This is a genomic window from Serratia sp. TSA_198.1, from assembly GCF_052686505.1.
Map to the genome: position 1 here is coordinate 13,598 of NZ_JBQZFP010000011.1, position 17,800 is coordinate 31,397.

Below are 17,800 nucleotides of genomic sequence, written 5' to 3' on the forward strand. Positions count from 1 at the left end.
CCGTTACTCCTTTTCGATCTGTGCGGGCTTCAGAGTGCGCAGCACCCAAATCAGCAGGCCGATGATAAAGAACGCGCTCGGTGCCAGCAGGAACAGGCCGTTCGGCTGATACCAGCCGCCGTTCTGCACCGTATCCAGCACCGGAATGCCAAACAGCTTGCCCGAACCAATCAGCTCGCGCAGGAAACCGACCAGCACCAGAATCACTCCATAACCCAGCCCGTTGCCGATACCGTCCATAAAGCTTTCAATCGGTGGCGACTTCATGGCGTAGGCTTCTGCGCGGCCCATCACGATACAGTTGGTGATGATCAGGCCGACAAACACCGACAGCTGCTTGGAAATCTCGAACGCATAGGCGCGCAGCAGCTGATCGACCACAATCACCAGAGAGGCGATAATCGCCATCTGCACGATGATGCGCACGCTGTTCGGAATATGGTGACGGATCAGGGAAATAAAGAAGCTGGAGAACGCCGTGACCAGGGTCACCGCGATGGTCATCACCACCGCCGTTTCCAGCTTGGTGGTCACCGCCAACGCGGAACACACCCCGAGGACCTGCAAGGCTATCGGGTTGTTATCAAACAATGGCCCGAACAGGACCCGCTTAATCTCTTTGGAATCAGCCATTTTTCAGCGCTCCTTCACGAACTTTTTTCAGGAATGGGCCGAAACCTTGATCGCCCAACCAGAAATCAAAAGTGTGCTGCACGCCGTTGGAGGTCAGCGTGGCACCGGACAAACCATCCACTCCGTGCTCATCCCCCGGGCGCGCCCCGCCTTTCACCACGCGGATCGCCGGCTTGCCGTCGTTATCAAACAGCTTTTTGCCGATCCACTGCTGGCGCCAACCGGCATTCTCAACTTCACCGCCCAGGCCCGGGGTTTCCCCCTGATCGTAATACGTGATGCCTTTCACCCTGTTGCCGTCGCTGTCCAGCGCCACAAAAGCGTACATCATCGACCACAGGCCGGTGCCGTAGACCGGCAGCACGATTTGATTCACCGCCCCGCCGTTATCGCGCACCAGATAGATCTCCGCCCGGTTGCTGCGGCGTTTGATGCCGGCCGGATCTTCGCCCGTCGATAAGGCGACGCTTTTGGCATCGTCACGCAGCGCAGCGGCCAGATCGAACGCCGCCGCATTGCCCGCCACAAACTCGCCGCTGTTCAAATCCAGCAGGCGCGGTTCGATACGCTGGGTGAACAGCGCCTTGACCTGCTCGCCTTCCATCTTCGGCTGCAACAGGCCAGCCACATCGAGGATATTGCGCTGCTTGTCGAGCAGCTTTTGCTCTTGCTGTTTGGACTTCAGGCCGACGGCGGAACCCGCCACCACTACCGAACACACCAGACACAGCAGCAGCACCACCAGCAGCGTTTTACCGATAGTGTCGTTTTTAGATTCATTCGCCACGGGCTTTTCTCCGCTTGATGTTGGCCTGCACCACCAGATAATCGAACAGCGGCGCGAACAGGTTGGCGAACAGGATCGCCAGCATCATGCCTTCCGGGTAGGCCGGGTTGACCACCCGGATCAACACGCACATCACGCCAATCAGGATGCCGTACCACCACTTTCCCTTGTTGGTAAAGGCGGCGGAAACCGGGTCGGTGGCCATAAAGATCATGCCGAAGGCAAAGCCGCCCAACACCAGATGCCAATACCACGGCATGGCGAACAGCGGGTTGGTGGCGGAACCGATGCTGTTGAACAGGAAGGCGGTGGCCATCATGCCGAGCATCACGCCGGCAACAATGCGCCAGGAAGCCACGCGGCCAAACAGGATAATTGCACCGCCGATCAGGATCATCAGCGTGGAGACCTCACCGACCGAACCCGGGATGTTGCCGAGGAAGGCGTCCATCCAACTGATCGACTGGCCGGTGGCTACGTTGCTCAGGCTGTGTGCCCCGCCCACGCTCCATTGCGCCAAGGGCGTCGCGCCGGAGAAGCCGTCGGCGGCGGTCCACACCAGGTCACCGGAGATCTGCGCCGGATAGGCGAAGAACAGGAAAGCGCGCCCCGCCAGCGCCGGGTTGAGGAAATTGCGCCCGGTGCCGCCGAAAATCTCTTTCGCCACCACCACGCCGAAGCTGATGCCCAGCGCCGCCTGCCACAGCGGCAGCGTTGGCGGCACAATCAGCGCAAACAAAATAGAGGTGACGAAGAAACCTTCGTTAATCTCATGCTTGCGGATGACCGCGAACAGCACTTCCCAGAAACCGCCGACGAGAAACACCACGGCGTAGATCGGCATAAAGTAGCAGGCGCCCAGCACCATTTTGCTGATCCAACCGGCATCCGCCGCCAGCGACGCCCCCAGCCATTGCGCCAACCGGTAATGCCAGTCGCCCGCCAGCACCTGCTGCAGTTGATCGCCGCTGTACAGATGGTGCAGCGCCGGAATGGCCTGCTGGCCGACGTTGTACATACCCCAGAACATCGCCGGGAATACCGCCAACCACACCAGGATCATCATGCGTTTCAGATCGATGGCGTCGCGCACATGCGAAGCCCCGCGCGTCACCAGACCGGGGGTATAAAACACCGTGGTGGTCGCTTCAAACAGCGGGTACCACTTTTCCAGCTTGCCGCCCGGCGTGAAGTGATGCTCGATCTTGTCAAAAAAGTTCTTCAGGCCCATCGGTTATCCTTCCTGCTCAATCTTGGTCAGCACGTCGCGCAGCACCGGCGCATATTCATACTTGCCCGGACAAACGAAAGTGCACAGCGCCAGATCTTCTTCATCCAGCTCCAGACAACCCAGCGCCTGCGCGCTGTCGGTATCGCCCGCCAGCAGATCGCGCAGCAGCAGAGTCGGCAGAATATCCAGCGGCATCACCCGTTCGTAGTTGCCGATCGGGACCATTGCGCGCTCGCCGCCGTGGGTGGTGGTCGAGAAGGCGAACAGCTTATTTTTCAGGAAGTGGCCCAGCGTGGTGCGGGTGATGGAGAATTTGTCCGGCGAAGGCGCGATCCAGCCGAACAGCTGTTTATCACGCCCTTCCTGCAGCACGCAAACCTGCGAGTGAAAACGGCCGAGATACGCATTCGGGCCGGCGACATGAGTACCGCTCAGTACCGAGCCGGAAATCACCCGGTTCTCGCCGCTTTTAAGGCGACCGGCGGTCAGTTGCTCAATGCTGGCGCCCAACCGGGTACGCAGCAGCACCGGCTGTTCCACCTGCGGCCCGGCCAGCGCCACCACCCGACGGGTGTCGAGATGGCCGGTGGTGAACAGCGTGCCGATGGCGATGACGTCCTGATAGCCGATATGCCAGACGGTTTTTTTCAAACTGACCGGTTCGAGGAAGTGAATGTGGGTGCCCACCAGCCCGGCGGGATGCGGGCCGGCGAATTCGTTGTAGGTTATCTGCGCGCCAGGCTGTTTGCCCAGATTCGCACCTGCGGCGTGGCAAACGTGCAGCTTGCCGTCGGTCAGGCGCGCCAGCACCGCCAGCCCGGCGTTAAAGGCCTCCCGTTGCCCGGCAATGATCACCTGCGGATCGGCGGCCAACGGCTGGCTGTCCATGGCGGTCACGAAGATGGCGCGCGGGATGGTGCCGGGACACGGCGTTTTACTGAAGGGGCGGGTGCGCAGCGCGGTCCACAGGCCGCTGGCGATCAGTTCGCCTTCAACCTGCTCTCGCAGCAGCTCCGCCAGTTCGGCGACCGGATAATGAGCGAACTCAAGTTGCTCGTCACCGCCGTTTTCTATCGCAATCACCACGGACTGCAACACGCGGCGCTCACCGCGGTTGATTGCCGCAATGCGCCCGCTGGCGGGAGCCGTGAAGAAAACCCCGGGGTTCTTTTTATCTTCGAACAGCGCCTGGCCTTTCTTAACGGTATCGCCTTCCTGCACTAACATGGAAGGGCGCATGCCGACGTATTCTTCCCCAAGCAGGGCAACATGCTGAACTGGTGGGCCGTCCTGAATCGCCTGAACCGGGGCTCCGGCAATGGGCAGATCTAACCCTTTTCTGATTTTAATCATAGGATTTATACGATGTTGGCTAGGTTTACACGTCTTACCGGCCCCAGAGGCTGGTGCTGACGATGCCTGGATGATGAGACTGCAACGGCAGCCTCCGGGTTAAGCGCAACGGCATCACGCTCAACATGAATTTTTTCGCGCCGATAAAATGGGGTTACGCACATTCCCTTGATTAACTCCCGCCGGCCTCGTTTGGCACGATAAAAAAGGTTTTCTCGACAAAAACGCTGTTAATACCTTGTTGCCGCAGAGCCCATGTTATCGCCATGGAGATAAGCTCAAGGCCTTCTTATGCAACTGCAACAACAGGTTAATTGGAGCCGGAATATTAACATTTTTCACCACTTTGTTCTGCGTTGAGCAGTGACCTGAGTCAAGCAAATGCAATTAAATTTCTGCTGTTTTGCATCACCAATCGTTAAAAACTGCCTGTCGATTCACTTTTATCGAAGTTTGTAGTTTTTTTATACATATCGCATATTGCTAAAAAAAAACACACTGGTAATCTGGCGGGGTTTTAACGCAGTAAAACAATAATCAGTGGCATGCCGGCCGAGTTCATTGAGCCAGCAGATAAATATAAGCAGGAATAATAATGAGCAAAATCGCGCTGTTGTTTGCGATGCTTTTTTCTTTGCCGATGATCACGGCCTGCAGCGCCAGCGAGCAGGTTCCCGAGGCACCGGTAGTTAAACAGCAATTAGTAGGTTCACCGGTCTATATTCAGATCTTCAAAGAAGAACGCACGCTGGAATTGTATGCCAAAATGGGCAACGAATTCCGTCTGGTGAACTCCTTCCGCATCTGTAATTTTTCCGGCGGACTCGGCCCGAAACGCCGTGAAGGCGACTTCAAAAGCCCGGAAGGTTTTTATAGCGTCGACGCACGCCATCTGAAACCCGATAGCAAATATTATCGCGCAATAAATATCGGCTTCCCGAACGATTACGACAAGTCGCAGGGTTATTCCGGCGCTTATCTGATGATCCACGGCGAATGTAAATCGATTGGCTGTTACGCGATGACCAACACCTATATGGATGAGATCTACCGTTACGTAGAAGCCGCATTCGCTTATGGTCAGAACCGGATCGATATCAGCATCTATCCGTTCCGCATGACCGAACAGAACCTGAAGCGTCACCGCTCATCCAGCGATATCGCCTTCTGGAACCAGTTGAAACCGGGCTACGACTACTTCGTCAAGAATCACCAGCCACCGGTGGTCAGCGTCTCCAATGGCCAGTACGTGCTGGGTCAGCCCGTCATGAGCAGCAACCAGATGACGCAGTACGCGTCAACGGCTCCCGCTGCCAGCACCAACCCCTTCGCTCAAACCAAGCCGCTCACCGAAGTGAAATAATGCGAACTCGCCTGGCGCAATCTTGTGCCAGGTTTCATTCGCCGTCAGCGGTTGGGTAGCAATCACGGTGACCACATCGTCAGGTGTGGTCTGCTGCTGAAAATCAATCTCCACATCCTGATCGAGCAACGTGGCTTTGCCAAACGGCGCGCGGCGGGTGATCCAATATAAGTTGGTGGAGCAGTAGGCCATCACAAAACGCCCGTCCGACAGCAACATATTGAATACCCCTTTCTTGCGCAGTTGATCCGCCAGCAAAGCGATATAGCGGAATACCGGCGGCCAACGGCTCGGGGTGCGCGGGTATTTCAGGGAAAGCTGATGCAGCAGCCAGCAGAACGCATATTCGCTGTCAGTCTGGCCCACCGGGCGGAAGGTGCCGGTTTCCAACTGGCGATAGCCTTTCAACTGACCATTGTGCGCGTAGGTCCAGTTGCGGCCCCACAGTTCGCGGGTAAAGGGGTGGGTATTTTCCAGCGCCACTTCGCCGCGGTTGGCCTGGCGGATATGCGAGACCACCGCGCAGGATTTGATCGGGTACTCCTGCACCAGGCGGGCGATCGGCGAATCGAAACTCGGTTGGGGATCCTTAAACGTACGGCAGCCGTTCCCTTCATAGAAGGTAATGCCCCAGCCATCTTTATGTGGCCCGGTACGGCCACCGCGCTGAACCAGCCCGGTAAAGCTAAAGCAGATATCGGTCGGTACGTTCGCGCTCATCCCGAGCAGTTCACACATCGCTTGCCACTCCTTACCCACACTGGCACTGTCTATGCGGGCGCAGCATGCGGCGCCCCTAAAAATGTCGCGGGGGCGGCATGCCCCCTGAAGCCATTACGCTTTAACCATCTCTTTTTCAATCAGCTGAATCAAGATGTGAATCGCTTTGATATGGATTTCCTGAATACGGTCTGCGTAGCCGAAGTGCGGTACGCGGATTTCCACATCGGCGGAGCCGGCCATTTTGCCGCCGTCTTTACCCGTCAGGGTGATCACTTTCATCCCTTTGGCGCGCGCCGCTTCGATAGCTTTAATGATGTTGCCCGAATTGCCCGAAGTGGAAATACCCAACAATACGTCGCCTTCACGGCCTACCGCTTCCACGTAACGTGAGAACACGTATTCGTAACCGAAATCGTTGCTGACGCAAGACAGGTGGCTGACATCGGAAATGGCAATCGCCGGATAGCCCGGGCGGTTTTCGCGGTAGCGACCGGTCAGCTCTTCGGCAAAGTGCATGGCGTCACAGTGAGAACCGCCATTGCCACAGGAAATCACTTTCCCACCGGCTTTAAAGGAATCGGCCAGCAGCACTGCCGCGCGTTGAATGGCGTCGATATTGGCATCGTCATTGATAAATTTCGCCAGGGTATCGGCCGCTTCGTTCAGTTCACTGCGAATAAGGTCGTGGTACATGAGGAACCTCTTGTTATCGTCAATCTTCCGCTTCGCAGTGTACCGGATCGGGGAAAAACCGAGAAGCACTGTGAGCCAAACAGCGCGCCGGTTGAGGTACGAGTGAGGTTTTTGATTATTGATGCGCTCAGTTTGTGACTTAAGTTGTAATTAAACTGTAAATGCATTGATAAAAATATGGGGTTGTACTAAAACCTATTACATACATACAACAGGTCAGACCTCTTACTACTTCGGAGCTTCTTATGATGGTTCTTAGTATTGTTGTTTTACTGGCACTCATTGGTGTGATGTTTTATCACCGAGTGAACCTCACCCTCAGTAGCCTTATTCTGCTGGCATACACCGCCGCCATGGGCGTTATCGGCCTGTGGAGCTTCTGGATGCTGCTGCCGCTGGTGATCGTCCTTCTGCCGCTGAACGTGACTTCCCTGCGCCGTTCGATGCTGTCCGCTCCGGCGCTGCGCGCGTTCCGCAAGGTAATGCCGCCGATGTCCACCACCGAGAAAGAAGCGATCGAAGCCGGCACCACCTGGTGGGAAGGCGATCTGTTCCGCGGCCAACCGGACTGGAACAAGCTGCATAACTACCCGAAACCGCAACTGACCGCCGAAGAACAAGCGTTTATCGACGGCCCGGTGGAAGAAGCCTGCCGCATGGCGAACGACTTCCAGATCACCCATGAACTGGCCGACTTGCCGCCGGAACTGTGGGCCTATCTGAAAGAACACCGCTTCTTTGCGATGATCATCAAGAAAGAATACGGCGGCCTGGACTTCTCTCCTTATGCCCAGGCGCGCGTGCTGCAAAAACTGTCCGGCGTTTCCGGTATTCTGGCAATCACCGTCGGCGTGCCAAACTCCCTCGGCCCTGGCGAGCTGCTGCAACACTACGGCACCGACGAGCAGAAAAACCACTACCTGCCAGGCCTGGCGCGCGGCGACGAGATCCCTTGTTTCGCCCTGACCAGCCCGGAAGCGGGTTCAGACGCCGGCGCTATTCCGGATGTCGGCACCGTCTGCATGGGCGAGTGGCAAGGCGAACAGGTATTGGGCATGCGCCTGACCTGGAACAAACGCTATATCACGCTGGCGCCGGTCGCAACCGTGCTGGGCCTGGCGTTCAAACTGCATGACCCGAACCGCCTGCTGAGCGATAACGAATCACCGGGCATCACCTGCGCGCTGATCCCGACCAGCACCCCAGGCGTTGAAATCGGCAATCGCCACTTCCCGCTGAACGTGCCGTTCCAGAACGGCCCAACCCGCGGCAACGACGTGTTCGTCCCTATCGATTACATTATCGGCGGACCAAAAATGGCCGGCCAGGGCTGGCGCATGCTGGTTGAGTGTCTGTCGGTAGGCCGCGGCATCACCCTGCCTTCCAACTCGACCGGCAGCGTGAAGTCTATGGCGCTGGCCATTGGCGCTTACGCCCATATCCGCCGTCAATTCAAGATCTCTATCGGCAAGATGGAAGGCATCGAAGAGCCGTTGGCGCGTATCGCCGGTAACACCTATGTGATGGATGCGGCGGCAACGCTGATCACCAGCGGCCTGATGCTGGGCGAGAAACCGGCGGTGCTGTCAGCCATCGTGAAATACCACTGTACCCACAGAGGCCAGCAGGCAATCATTGATGCAATGGATATCGCCGGCGGTAAAGGCATCATGTTGGGCAAATCCAACTTCCTGGCCCGAGCCTACCAGGGCGCACCGATCGCCATCACGGTTGAAGGCGCCAATATCCTGACCCGCACCATGATGATCTTCGGCCAGGGCGCCATCCGCTGCCATCCCTACGTACTGGACGAGATGGCGGCTGCGCAAAGCAATGATCTGAACGCCTTCGACAAATCGCTGTTCGGCCATCTGGGCCACGTGGGCAGCAGCAAGGTACGCAGCTTCTGGCTGGGCCTGACCAATGGCCGCACCAGCAGCACGCCGACCAAAGATGCGACACGCCGTTACTACCAACAGTTGAACCGCCTGAGCGCGAACCTGGCGCTGCTGTCGGACGTCTCCATGGGCGTGCTGGGCGGCAGCCTGAAACGCCGCGAGCGTATCTCCGCCCGTCTGGGGGATATTCTCAGCCAGATGTACCTGGCTTCCGCGACGCTGAAACGTTTTGAGGATGAAGGCCGTCAGAAAGAAGATTTGCCACTGGTACACTGGGGGGTGCAGGACAGTCTGCATCAGGCAGAACAGGCGTTGGACGATCTGCTGCGCAACTTCCCGAACCGCTTTATCGCCGGCGCAATGCGCTTCGTGATCTTCCCGTTCGGCCGCGTGCATACCGCACCTTCTGACCGTCTGGACCACCAGTTGGCCAAGATCATCCAGCAGCCGTCCGCAACCCGCAGCCGTTTGGGCCGTGGCCAGTACCTGACGCCAAGCGAGCATAACCCGGTTGGCCTGTTGGAAGCCGCGCTGGCTGACGTCATTGCCGCCGAGCCGATTCATCTGCGCCTGTGCAAGGAAAGCGGCAAAAACCTGCCGTTTACCCGTTTGGATCGCCTGGCACAGCGTGCGCTGGAAGAAGGCAAGATCAGCGCCGATGAAGCGAAGATCCTGGTGAAAGCCGAAGAGAGCCGCCTGCGTTCCATCAACGTAGATGACTTCGAGCCGGATGCGCTGGCGGCCAACAAGCCGGAAAAACCGGTAGCGCCGTCTAAACGCCAGCAGCACACCGAAGCGGCGTAACAGCGTTACTCCCATTCACCCAGGGGCGATGATTATCGCCCCTTTTTCTTTTTGTGCTGCAGCAAAATGCGCGGCGGCTCGCAACCTTGCCAGAACGACTAATTTAACCCGGGAATAATCGGATAGACTGCGTAGCGGGTGCTCTGGATCTTTCTTTCCGGGGCATAAGCAACGGATAGAAAGAGAAAGGCCCCGAGTCGATATTATCAACCCGAGGCCACTCTGAATGTCCAAACAACATCAGGTTAGCCTCTTACCCGCCGGAAGGCAAGGATAAGGAGGTCAGAAATGCAGCAGGAACGGGTCGTTCTGAGGCTGATGATTATCTGCATGACGCTGATTGCGTTCATGTTGATCACTCGCGGTTCGCTATGTGAACTGCGCATCAAACTGGGAGACACGGAGGTTGCGGCCATTTTGGCTTACGAATCCGAAGGGTAAGGCAACCCAACTGCGGGGTTCGCCCCGCCCGTTGGTTGTCAGACAGAGATCCATGAGCACCCTCTTCCTGCCGGCGGTGCCCAAACAACGCCTAGCCGTTCTGGCGGATACGCGCCAGCAGTGCGTCGATATGCTCAATCTGCGCCGCGTTGACGATCAGCGCACGGCCCAGGCTCAGGGCACTGCGCTGGCATTCGGCGCGCATTTCGGCATCGCTGATGCTGTCCAGATCGGCGACGTGTGCCAGGCCGATAGTGCGGCGGATCAGCTCGCTGCCGCAGTAACCTATGGCATCGGTCCATACCTGCTGCAGGAACTGTTCGGCATAGCCCGGCACCGCCAGCGCAATCTCGCGGGTTTGTTGGTGGCACAATGCCAGGAAGCGATCGGCAAAAATCAGCCAGAGTTCACGCACGTCCTGCAGGCGCTGCTCCCGCCCGGCGGCGGCATCGCGCGGCCCTAGCAGGCCAGGCAGGCCGCAGTAATTCAGCAACAGGTTACCCAACGCGTTGCCGACGTCAAAACCTATCGGGCCATAGAAACCAAACTCGGCATCTATCGCCTTCAGCTTGCCTTCCGCAACAAAAATCGAGCCGCTGTGAATATCGCCATGCAGCAGCGCTTCCGCCTTGCTGAGGAAACGGTGCTTCAGCCCGGCCACCGCCAGCCTCAGCGCGGTATCGTCACGCAGCGCTCGCACCTGCGGCAGCAGCGCCTCGTCGAACTGATTGCGTTCGTGATCGATATAGGGATCGGTAAAGAACAGATCTTCGGTGATCTGGCACAGCTCAGGGTTGGTGAAGCGGCTGACCTCGGTCTTTTTTTCTTGCGCCGTCTGGTAAAAATCGGAGGTATGAAACAGGGTTTGCGCCAGATATTCCGCCAGTTGTCCGGCCGCCAACGGGTAATAGTGGCCTTTGATCAGCTCGTTGCGCCAGATATGGTGATCGGAAAGATCCTCCTGCACCATCACCGCCAATTCAGGATCGTGATGCAGCACCTTCACCGTATGCCGTGGGCAAACGCCGCCGTGGATCAACAGGGTTTCCGCTTCAATGCGCGCCCGATCCAGGGTCAGCGGCCAGGATTCGCCCACGCAGCGTACGTACGGCAACGCCTGTTTGACGATCACCCGGCTTACGCCGTCGCGATCGCGGATTTTGAACACCAGGTTCAGGTTGCCGTCACCAATCTCGTCAGCGCTCACCAGCGCCTGCGGATCGGCCAACTGCCCGTATTGGCGGGCATATTCAACGGCATCGGCAGCAGTAAAGGTACGATAAAGCGACATTCCCAACCCCTCTGATTTTTCTCACTGACGCAGCGATGTTATTTTTTAGACGTAAAAGCATTTGGACGTCTATACATCCGTATGGCATGTTGGCAGAATACCTTTTCAGATGCAATAACAACGCAACAAGGATTTAACTGCCGATGCAATCGCTTAACACCACCAGTTTGACCCTGAGTGACAACCGACTTTGGATCCTCGATCAGCAGGCTTTACCGCAGGAAAAACAGTGGCGCCAATGTGACACCGTAGAAGAGTTGGTCGATCATATCCTCACCTTGCGGGTACGGGGCGCACCGCTTATCGGCCTGTCCGCCAGCCTGTTGCTGGCGCTGCTGGCGGAACGCGGTCTGCCGCGTGAAGAACTGGAGCAAGCCTTGGCCACCTTACGCGCCTCGCGCCCGACGGCGGTTAATCTGATGAACAATCTGGACCGCATGAAGCAGGCTCTGGCACAACCGCAGTGGGTGCCTGCGATGGTGGAGGAAGCGTTGCGACTGGTGGAAGAAGACCGTAAATTGTGCGATCGGATCGCCGATCACGGCGCGGAACTGGTACAGCCCGGCAGCCGCCTGCTGACCCATTGCAATACCGGTGGCCTGGCGACCGCCGGTATCGGCACGGCTATCGGGGTGCTGTTGCGCGCCCATCAGCAAGGGAAAGTACAGCAGGTGTGGGTCGACGAAACCCGTCCGTTGCTGCAGGGCGGCCGTCTTACCGCCTGGGAGCTGGGCGAGCTCGGCATTCCCTACCGGTTGATTTGCGATTCGATGGCCGCCAGCCTGATGGCGCAGGGCCAGGTAGATGCCGTGTGGGTTGGCGCAGACCGCATTGCCGCCAACGGCGACGTCGCCAACAAGATTGGCACCTACAGCCTGGCGGTGCTGGCGCACTATCACCGCATTCCGTTCTACGTGGCCGCCCCGCACACCACCCACGATCCGCACTGCCCGAACGGCGCGGCCATCCCGATTGAGCAACGGGCCGCAACCGAAGTGACCGGCGTGTCCGGCAGTTTCGGATCATGCCAGTGGGCGCCTGCCGATGCCCCGGTTTATAACCCGGCGTTTGACGTGACGCCTGCGGCGCTGATTAGCGGTTGGGTGTTCGACAGCGGCGTGATTACGCCGCAACAGGTTAATGACGGGATCTTCCAGCGGGCACTGGGGTAATCAATAACGGGGCGCAAAAGCCGCCCCGTTAAACGTTAATCCAGGCGCGGATAGGCATCGGCGATCCTGTCGCCGGTGAAATGCGCGACCCAACCTTCCGGATTATCGAAGACGCGGATCGCGGTAAAGTTGGGCGCCGACCCCATGTCGAACCAGTGACGGGTATTGGCCGGTACCGAGATCAGATCGTTCTTCTCGCACAGGATCTGGAAGATCTTGCCATCCAGATGCAGGCAAAACAGCCCCGCGCCGGCCACAAAGAAGCGCACCTCATCTTCGCCGTGCGTATGTTCGGAAAGAAATTTGCTGCGCAAGACTTCGCGTTGCTCATTATCCGGACGCATGCTGATCACGTCCCAACTCTGATAACCCTTCTCCGCCACCAGCCGATCAATCTCGTGCTGATAGGCGGCAATCACCGCCGCCGGCTCCGGGTTTTCACCCAGTTCGCGATCCGCCTGCCAGCGCTCGAAGCGCACGCCAATTTGCGTCAGTTGCCGTTGAATGGCCTCGGCATCCTGGCTTTGCCATAACGGCTGCTGCGGCTCTTTATCGCTGAAAATGGTCAATCCACTCATGAGGCAAACTCCCCTAAATCGATCTGATCAAAACGGTTAACCTGCGGGTGCCGGCTCTGCGCATCGGCGTCGTCGCGGATCAACTGACAAGTACGCCAGCCTGCGGCGCGTGCGGCGTCCAACTCTTGATGAATGTCGGAAAGAAACAACAGCTCGTCGGGCGCAATGCCGATTTCAGCGGCGATATTTCGGTACGAAGCGGTTTCACGCTTGGCGCCGACGTGGGTATCGAAATAGCCGCTGAACAGCGGCTGTAAATCCCCGGCGTCGCTGTAGCCGAACAGCAGCTTTTGCGCCTCCACCGAGCCGGAAGAGTAGACGTACAGTTTCAACCCTTGCTGCTGCCAGGCGGCCAGTTGCCCAGCCACTTCCGGGTACAGATGGCCGCGAAAATCACCGTTCCGGTAGCCGCTGCGCCAAATGATGCCCTGCAGCGCCTTCAGCGCGGTGGATTTGCGATCTTCATCCATAAAACGGTACAGCGCGGCAATCAGTTGCTCAATGTCCGCCTGCGGTTGCTCAATCTCCTGCCGCAGCGCGGCCAGCGGTGCGGCCACTTCGGCATCGGCAGCGTGCTGACGGAGAAACTCGGCCAGCCGCTCACGCGCATAGGGAAACAGCACCTGGTGCACGAAGCGAATATCGCTGGTGGTGCCTTCAATATCGGTGACGATGGCGCGGATCATTTAGCCTCCAGTAAACGGCGTTGCAGTTCGCACTGGAACAGGAACTCCAGCCCTTCAAGGTGACGACGGGCTTCCGCGACCTGGCGGCCCCAGCAATACAGGCCGTGTCCACGGACCAGAAAACCGTACTGCAGTGGCGTCACTTCGGCATACGCCGCCACGCGCGCCGCAAGCCGCGGAATATCCTGATCGTTATCGAAAATGGGAATAATCACGCTGTCCAGATGGCTGCTCTGGCCGCCGAGCGATTTTTGCATTTCATAGCCCTGCAACACCAGCCCATCGCTGCGTTCAACGCGCGACAGTACGGTCGCATTCACCGAATGGGTGTGCAGTACCGCACCTATCTGCGGATACAGCCGGTAAATCAGGGTATGCAGGCCGGTTTCCGCCGAAGGCGTGCGGCCGCTCGGCACATGATTGGTCGCCGTTTCCACCAGCAGGAAGTCCGTTTCGGTCAGGCTGCCTTTATCCTTGCCGGATTCGGTCACCAGGCAGCGTTGATTGTCGAGACGCAGCGACATATTGCCGCCGGTCGCCGGGCACCAGCCCTTTTCGCCAATCCAGTGGCAGGCAGCCAATAACGCTATAAGTTGCGGATTTTCTGTCATTATTTTTCCCGGTCAGTAAGGTCGTCCAGCAGGTGAAGCTTAGAATGATTTGCTTATATAGTTAGATCTTTTCTTCATTTAGCCATCTAAGCGTCTTGATTGCCAAATACTAACATCGTGTTATATTGACGGCAACCTAAGCGCCAGGAGTATTAGCCTGCTATGAGCACATCAGCATTGATTCCCGACAGTAAATTGCCCGCTCTGGGCACCACCATTTTCACGCAGATGAGTGCGCTGGCGGCGCAGTATCAGGCGATCAACCTGTCGCAGGGCTTCCCCGATTTCGATGGCCCGGATTATCTGAAAGATCGCCTGGCCTGGCACGTCAGCCAGGGGGCCAACCAATATGCCCCCATGACCGGTGTTGTGCCATTGCGCGAAGCCATCGCCGAGAAAACCGCCGGGCTGTACGGTTGGCTGCCGGACGCCGCCAGCGAAGTCACGGTGACGGCAGGCGCCACAGAAGCGCTGTTCGCCGCCATCAGCGCCTTGGTGCGCCCCGGCGATGAAGTGATTTGTTTCGACCCGAGCTACGACAGCTATGCGCCGGCGGTCACGCTGTCTGGCGGCACATTGAAGCGCATTGCGCTACAGCCGCCTGCATTCGGCGTGGACTGGCAGCAGTTTGCCGAATTGCTTTCGCCACGTACCCGGTTGGTGATCCTCAATACGCCGCACAACCCGTCCGCCACCACCTGGCAGGCGGAAGATATGCAACAGCTGTGGCGCGCGATTAGCGATCACGAAATCTATGTGCTGAGCGACGAAGTGTATGAGCATATTTGCTTTGCCCAGGGCGGCCATGCCAGCGTGCTGGCCCATCCGCAACTGCGGCAACGCGCCATTGCGGTGTCTTCTTTCGGCAAAACCTTCCACATGACAGGTTGGAAAGTGGGTTACTGCGTGGCCCCCGCCGCGCTGAGCGCCGAAGTACGTAAAGTGCATCAATACCTGACTTTCTCGGTCAATACCCCGGCACAGCTGGCGCTGGCGGATATGCTGCGCAGCGAGCCGGAGCATTGGCAACAGTTATCGGCGTTTTACCGCGCCAAGCGCGATCGCTTTGTGCAGGCGCTGTCAAACAGCCGACTGGAAATTTTACCCTGTGAAGGTACATACTTCTTGCTGGCGGATTACAGCGCGGTCTCCGATTTGGATGACGTCGCTTTCTGTCATTGGTTAACCGAGCACGTGGGCGTGGCGGCAATTCCGCTGTCGGTCTTCTGTGCCGATCCTTTCCCTCATAAATTGATCCGGCTGTGCTTCGCTAAACAGGACGCCACGCTGGATGCGGCTGCGGAGCGGTTATGTCGACTTTAAAAATTACCCTGTTGCAGCAACCGCTGGTCTGGCGCGACGGCGAAGCCAACCTGCGCCATTTCGATGAGCTGCTGGCACCGCTGACCGGCCGCGATCTGATCGTGCTGCCGGAAATGTTCACCACCGGCTTCGCGATGGACGCCGGGGAAAGCGCGCTGCCGGAACAACAGGTGATCGCCTGGCTGCACGGCTGGGCCAGCAAAAGCAACGCTCTGGTCGGTGGTAGCGTGGCGCTGAAAACTGCCGAGGGCGCAGTCAACCGTTTCTTGTTGGTCGAACCTCACGGCCGGGTGCATGCTTACGATAAGCGCCACCTGTTCCGCATGGCCGGCGAGCACCTGCATTACCGCGCCGGTAAAAAACGCGAGATTTTCGAGTGGCGCGGCTGGCGCATTCTGCCGCAGATCTGTTACGACCTGCGCTTCCCGGTGTGGTCCCGCTACCAGCAGGATTACGATCTGGCGCTGTACGTCGCCAATTGGCCGGCGCCGCGCAGCAAACACTGGCAAACGCTGCTGGCCGCACGCGCCATTGAGAATCAGGTCTACGTGGCCGGCTGCAACCGCGTTGGCGAAGACGGCAACGGGCTGAACTACAGCGGCGACAGCCTGATCCTCAGCCCGCAAGGCGAAACGCTGGCGCAGGCGGAACCGGGCGCCGCCGCACGGCTGGACGCCGAACTGTCGCTGGAAAACCTGCAGAGTTACCGCAGCGCTTTCCCGGCCTGGCGCGATGCCGACAGCTTCCTGCGGCACGATTGATCCTTTGATCCTTACGGGCGCAGTCCGCTGCGCCTGCTCTCTTCAGGAAAGCTCCTCCTCCGTCGCATTTTTCTCTGCCGCATCGATCCGGTTGAACAACAGATTCAGCAACAGCGCCGCCAGACACGACGCGCTAATGCCAGAATGCAGCAAAGTGCGGACCCAATTCGGGAACTGATCGTAAAAAGTCGGCATCACAATCGGGATCATGCCGAAAGCGATCGCCGTCGCCACCACCACCAGATTCATATTGTCCTTATACTCCACCTTCGCCAGAGTGCGAATGCCGCTGGCAGCCACCGAACCGAACAGCACCACGCCGGCACCGCCCAATACCGGCAACGGAATGCAGGCCACCAGCCGCCCCAGAACCGGCAACACGCCCAGCAGCACCAGAATGGCGCCCCCGGCACTGACCACAAAACGGCTTTTCACGCCGGTGATTGCCACCAGGCCGATATTCTGGGCAAACGAGCTTTGCGGGAATGAGTTAAATACCGGCGACAGCGCACTGGAGAGCATATCGGCGCGCAGCCCCTTGGCGATACGACGCGAATTGACCGGCGAACCCACAATTTCCCCCACCGCCATCAGCCCGGCGGTGGTTTCCGTCAACAGCACCAGCACGATCAACAGCATGGACAGGATCGCGCTCAGCTCGAAGGTTGGCCAACCGTAGGCGAAAGGTTCGGGGAAGGCCAGCCACGGCCCGTTGCCCACGGCGGCAAAGCTCACTTTCCCCGCCAGCGCCGCCGCTACGCAGCCCACGGCCATCGCCAGCAGTACCGACAACCGCTTCAACGTCGGGGAACCGATCTTATTGAGCAACAAAATGACCGCCAGCGTGAAAGCGGCCAGGCCAATATTCCCGGTCGCCCCCCAATCCGCCGCCTTGGCGTTGCCGCCCATCGCCCAGCGCACCGCCACCGGCATCAACGACAGCCCGATCACCGTCACCACGGTGCCGGTCACCACCGGCGGGAAGAAGCGGATAATTTGCGAGAAAAACGGTGCGATCAACAGCCCCGCCAGCGAGGCGGCGATCACCGCACCAAATACCGCAGGCAGCCCGCCGTCCCCGGTGACGATAGTCACCATGGTCGCCACCCCGGCGAAGGAAACGCCCTGCACCAGCGGCAGGCGTGAACCCAGGCCGGGCAGGCCGAGGGTTTGCAGCAACGTCGCCAGCCCGCTGACAAACAGCGCCGCCGTCACCAGCATGCCAATCTGCGGCGCGCCTAAACCCGCAGCCGAACCGATGATCAAGGGTGGCGCGATAATTCCCCCGTACATGGTCAAAATATGTTGCAGGCCGAAGGCAAAGGTTTTTCCCAGCGGCAGTTTTTCATCTTCCGGGCAGCATGAAGCCGCACCCTTATCCTGAGACAGAGCCATATTTCCCCCGTTTGCTGGGTGATTGAATCCGGGAGCGCGGTACACCGCGCCCGAGGG

17 protein-coding genes are annotated in these 17,800 nt (G+C 58.5%); 6 read left to right on the forward strand and 11 right to left on the reverse strand.

What is annotated here, in order from left to right; genetic code table 11:
- Positions 1-3: 3 nt before the first annotated feature.
- From ACUTSW_RS24485 to ACUTSW_RS24500, 4 genes are read right to left on the reverse strand one after another with little or no spacing between them, the layout of a single operon-like run.
- Positions 4-633: an NADH:ubiquinone reductase (Na(+)-transporting) subunit D gene (locus tag ACUTSW_RS24485; RefSeq protein ID WP_445585550.1), complete on the reverse strand. Its 630-nt coding sequence runs from the start codon at positions 631-633 to the stop codon at positions 4-6.
- Positions 626-1,420, reverse strand: a complete 795-nt coding sequence (locus ACUTSW_RS24490) for a Na(+)-translocating NADH-quinone reductase subunit C (RefSeq protein WP_445585551.1) — start codon at positions 1,418-1,420, stop codon at positions 626-628. Before ACUTSW_RS24490 ends, ACUTSW_RS24485 begins: the two co-directional genes overlap by 8 nt.
- Positions 1,410-2,651, reverse strand: coding sequence for an NADH:ubiquinone reductase (Na(+)-transporting) subunit B (locus ACUTSW_RS24495; protein ID WP_006323795.1), 1,242 nt, complete (start codon positions 2,649-2,651; stop codon positions 1,410-1,412). The genes ACUTSW_RS24490 and ACUTSW_RS24495 overlap by 11 nt, the downstream gene beginning before the upstream one ends.
- Before the next feature lie 3 nt (positions 2,652-2,654).
- Complete coding sequence (locus ACUTSW_RS24500; RefSeq protein WP_445585552.1) at positions 2,655-4,004, reverse strand: Na(+)-translocating NADH-quinone reductase subunit A; 1,350 nt, start codon at positions 4,002-4,004, stop codon at positions 2,655-2,657.
- 595 nt (positions 4,005-4,599) lie between these two features.
- On the opposite strand from ACUTSW_RS24500, the gene dpaA reads away from it, so the two are divergent.
- A complete protein-coding gene (gene dpaA / locus ACUTSW_RS24505) occupies positions 4,600-5,367 on the forward strand; it encodes a peptidoglycan meso-diaminopimelic acid protein amidase (protein ID WP_445585553.1) in 768 nt (255 codons plus the stop codon).
- On the opposite strand, the gene ACUTSW_RS24510 is transcribed toward dpaA, so the two are convergent.
- Both ACUTSW_RS24510 and lpcA read right to left on the reverse strand, forming a co-directional pair.
- Positions 5,302-6,105 carry a class II glutamine amidotransferase gene (locus ACUTSW_RS24510; protein WP_004949060.1) on the reverse strand — a complete coding sequence of 268 codons (804 nt, stop codon included), beginning with the start codon at positions 6,103-6,105 and terminating at the stop codon, positions 5,302-5,304. The genes dpaA and ACUTSW_RS24510 overlap by 66 nt on opposite strands.
- Before the next feature lie 96 nt (positions 6,106-6,201).
- On the reverse strand, positions 6,202-6,783 hold the full coding sequence (gene lpcA / locus ACUTSW_RS24515; protein WP_004949058.1) for a D-sedoheptulose 7-phosphate isomerase: 582 nt from the start codon (positions 6,781-6,783) through the stop codon (positions 6,202-6,204).
- Positions 6,784-7,028: 245 nt separating this feature from the next.
- Here lpcA and fadE point away from each other — a divergent pair, with 245 nt between their 5' ends.
- Both fadE and ACUTSW_RS24525 read left to right on the forward strand, forming a co-directional pair.
- Positions 7,029-9,485 (forward strand): acyl-CoA dehydrogenase FadE, encoded by a 2,457-nt coding sequence (fadE, locus tag ACUTSW_RS24520; RefSeq protein WP_445585554.1) that lies wholly within the window; start codon positions 7,029-7,031, stop codon positions 9,483-9,485.
- Between the two features lie 288 nt (positions 9,486-9,773).
- A complete protein-coding gene (locus ACUTSW_RS24525) occupies positions 9,774-9,926 on the forward strand; it encodes a Hok/Gef family protein (protein WP_004949052.1) in 153 nt (50 codons plus the stop codon).
- A gap of 91 nt (positions 9,927-10,017) precedes the next feature.
- On the opposite strand, the gene mtnK is transcribed toward ACUTSW_RS24525, so the two are convergent.
- A complete protein-coding gene (gene mtnK / locus ACUTSW_RS24530; RefSeq protein WP_445585555.1) occupies positions 10,018-11,217 on the reverse strand; it encodes an S-methyl-5-thioribose kinase in 1,200 nt (399 codons plus the stop codon).
- 143 nt (positions 11,218-11,360) lie between these two features.
- Between mtnK and mtnA the strand changes: the two genes are divergently transcribed.
- Complete coding sequence (gene mtnA / locus ACUTSW_RS24535; RefSeq protein WP_063202604.1) at positions 11,361-12,389, forward strand: S-methyl-5-thioribose-1-phosphate isomerase; 1,029 nt, start codon at positions 11,361-11,363, stop codon at positions 12,387-12,389.
- 35 nt (positions 12,390-12,424) lie between these two features.
- On the opposite strand, the gene ACUTSW_RS24540 is transcribed toward mtnA, so the two are convergent.
- The 3 genes from ACUTSW_RS24540 to ACUTSW_RS24550 are packed head-to-tail and all read right to left on the reverse strand — an operon-like array spanning position 12,425 to position 14,264.
- Entirely contained in the window at positions 12,425-12,967 is a 543-nt protein-coding gene (locus tag ACUTSW_RS24540) for a 1,2-dihydroxy-3-keto-5-methylthiopentene dioxygenase (RefSeq protein WP_063202606.1), read from the reverse strand.
- Positions 12,964-13,653, reverse strand: a complete 690-nt coding sequence (gene mtnC / locus ACUTSW_RS24545) for an acireductone synthase (RefSeq protein ID WP_445585556.1) — start codon at positions 13,651-13,653, stop codon at positions 12,964-12,966. Before mtnC ends, ACUTSW_RS24540 begins: the two co-directional genes overlap by 4 nt.
- Positions 13,650-14,264, reverse strand: coding sequence for a methylthioribulose 1-phosphate dehydratase (locus ACUTSW_RS24550; protein WP_445585557.1), 615 nt, complete (start codon positions 14,262-14,264; stop codon positions 13,650-13,652). The genes mtnC and ACUTSW_RS24550 overlap by 4 nt, the downstream gene beginning before the upstream one ends.
- Positions 14,265-14,426: 162 nt before the next feature.
- Between ACUTSW_RS24550 and ACUTSW_RS24555 the strand changes: the two genes are divergently transcribed.
- Together ACUTSW_RS24555 and ACUTSW_RS24560 are read left to right on the forward strand one after the other, a co-directional pair.
- Positions 14,427-15,587: a pyridoxal phosphate-dependent aminotransferase gene (locus tag ACUTSW_RS24555; RefSeq protein ID WP_445585558.1), complete on the forward strand. Its 1,161-nt coding sequence runs from the start codon at positions 14,427-14,429 to the stop codon at positions 15,585-15,587.
- Positions 15,575-16,348: an amidohydrolase gene (locus ACUTSW_RS24560; protein WP_013811621.1), complete on the forward strand. Its 774-nt coding sequence runs from the start codon at positions 15,575-15,577 to the stop codon at positions 16,346-16,348. Before ACUTSW_RS24555 ends, ACUTSW_RS24560 begins: the two co-directional genes overlap by 13 nt.
- Positions 16,349-16,390: 42 nt before the next feature.
- Here ACUTSW_RS24560 and ACUTSW_RS24565 read toward each other — a convergent pair whose 3' ends face one another.
- On the reverse strand, positions 16,391-17,743 hold the full coding sequence (locus ACUTSW_RS24565) for a nucleobase:cation symporter-2 family protein (protein WP_004949032.1): 1,353 nt from the start codon (positions 17,741-17,743) through the stop codon (positions 16,391-16,393).
- Between the last annotated feature and the right edge of the window lie 57 nt (positions 17,744-17,800).

What these genes read in the sequence shown, in the direction of transcription:
- ACUTSW_RS24540 (WP_063202606.1), bottom strand. Translation starts at nt 12,967, where the DNA reads ATGAGTGGATTGACCATTTTCAGCGATAAAGAGCCGCAGCAGCCGTTA.
- ACUTSW_RS24550 (WP_445585557.1), bottom strand. Translation starts at nt 14,264, where the DNA reads ATGACAGAAAATCCGCAACTTATAGCGTTATTGGCTGCCTGCCACTGG.
- ACUTSW_RS24525 (WP_004949052.1), top strand. Translation starts at nt 9,774, where the DNA reads ATGCAGCAGGAACGGGTCGTTCTGAGGCTGATGATTATCTGCATGACG.
- lpcA (WP_004949058.1), bottom strand. Translation starts at nt 6,783, where the DNA reads ATGTACCACGACCTTATTCGCAGTGAACTGAACGAAGCGGCCGATACC.
- ACUTSW_RS24565 (WP_004949032.1), bottom strand. Translation starts at nt 17,743, where the DNA reads ATGGCTCTGTCTCAGGATAAGGGTGCGGCTTCATGCTGCCCGGAAGAT.
- fadE (WP_445585554.1), top strand. Translation starts at nt 7,029, where the DNA reads ATGATGGTTCTTAGTATTGTTGTTTTACTGGCACTCATTGGTGTGATG.
- mtnC (WP_445585556.1), bottom strand. Translation starts at nt 13,653, where the DNA reads ATGATCCGCGCCATCGTCACCGATATTGAAGGCACCACCAGCGATATT.
- ACUTSW_RS24560 (WP_013811621.1), top strand. Translation starts at nt 15,575, where the DNA reads ATGTCGACTTTAAAAATTACCCTGTTGCAGCAACCGCTGGTCTGGCGC.
- ACUTSW_RS24500 (WP_445585552.1), bottom strand. Translation starts at nt 4,004, where the DNA reads ATGATTAAAATCAGAAAAGGGTTAGATCTGCCCATTGCCGGAGCCCCG.
- mtnK (WP_445585555.1), bottom strand. Translation starts at nt 11,217, where the DNA reads ATGTCGCTTTATCGTACCTTTACTGCTGCCGATGCCGTTGAATATGCC.
- ACUTSW_RS24495 (WP_006323795.1), bottom strand. Translation starts at nt 2,651, where the DNA reads ATGGGCCTGAAGAACTTTTTTGACAAGATCGAGCATCACTTCACGCCG.
- dpaA (WP_445585553.1), top strand. Translation starts at nt 4,600, where the DNA reads ATGAGCAAAATCGCGCTGTTGTTTGCGATGCTTTTTTCTTTGCCGATG.
- mtnA (WP_063202604.1), top strand. Translation starts at nt 11,361, where the DNA reads ATGCAATCGCTTAACACCACCAGTTTGACCCTGAGTGACAACCGACTT.
- ACUTSW_RS24555 (WP_445585558.1), top strand. Translation starts at nt 14,427, where the DNA reads ATGAGCACATCAGCATTGATTCCCGACAGTAAATTGCCCGCTCTGGGC.
- ACUTSW_RS24510 (WP_004949060.1), bottom strand. Translation starts at nt 6,105, where the DNA reads ATGTGTGAACTGCTCGGGATGAGCGCGAACGTACCGACCGATATCTGC.
- ACUTSW_RS24485 (WP_445585550.1), bottom strand. Translation starts at nt 633, where the DNA reads ATGGCTGATTCCAAAGAGATTAAGCGGGTCCTGTTCGGGCCATTGTTT.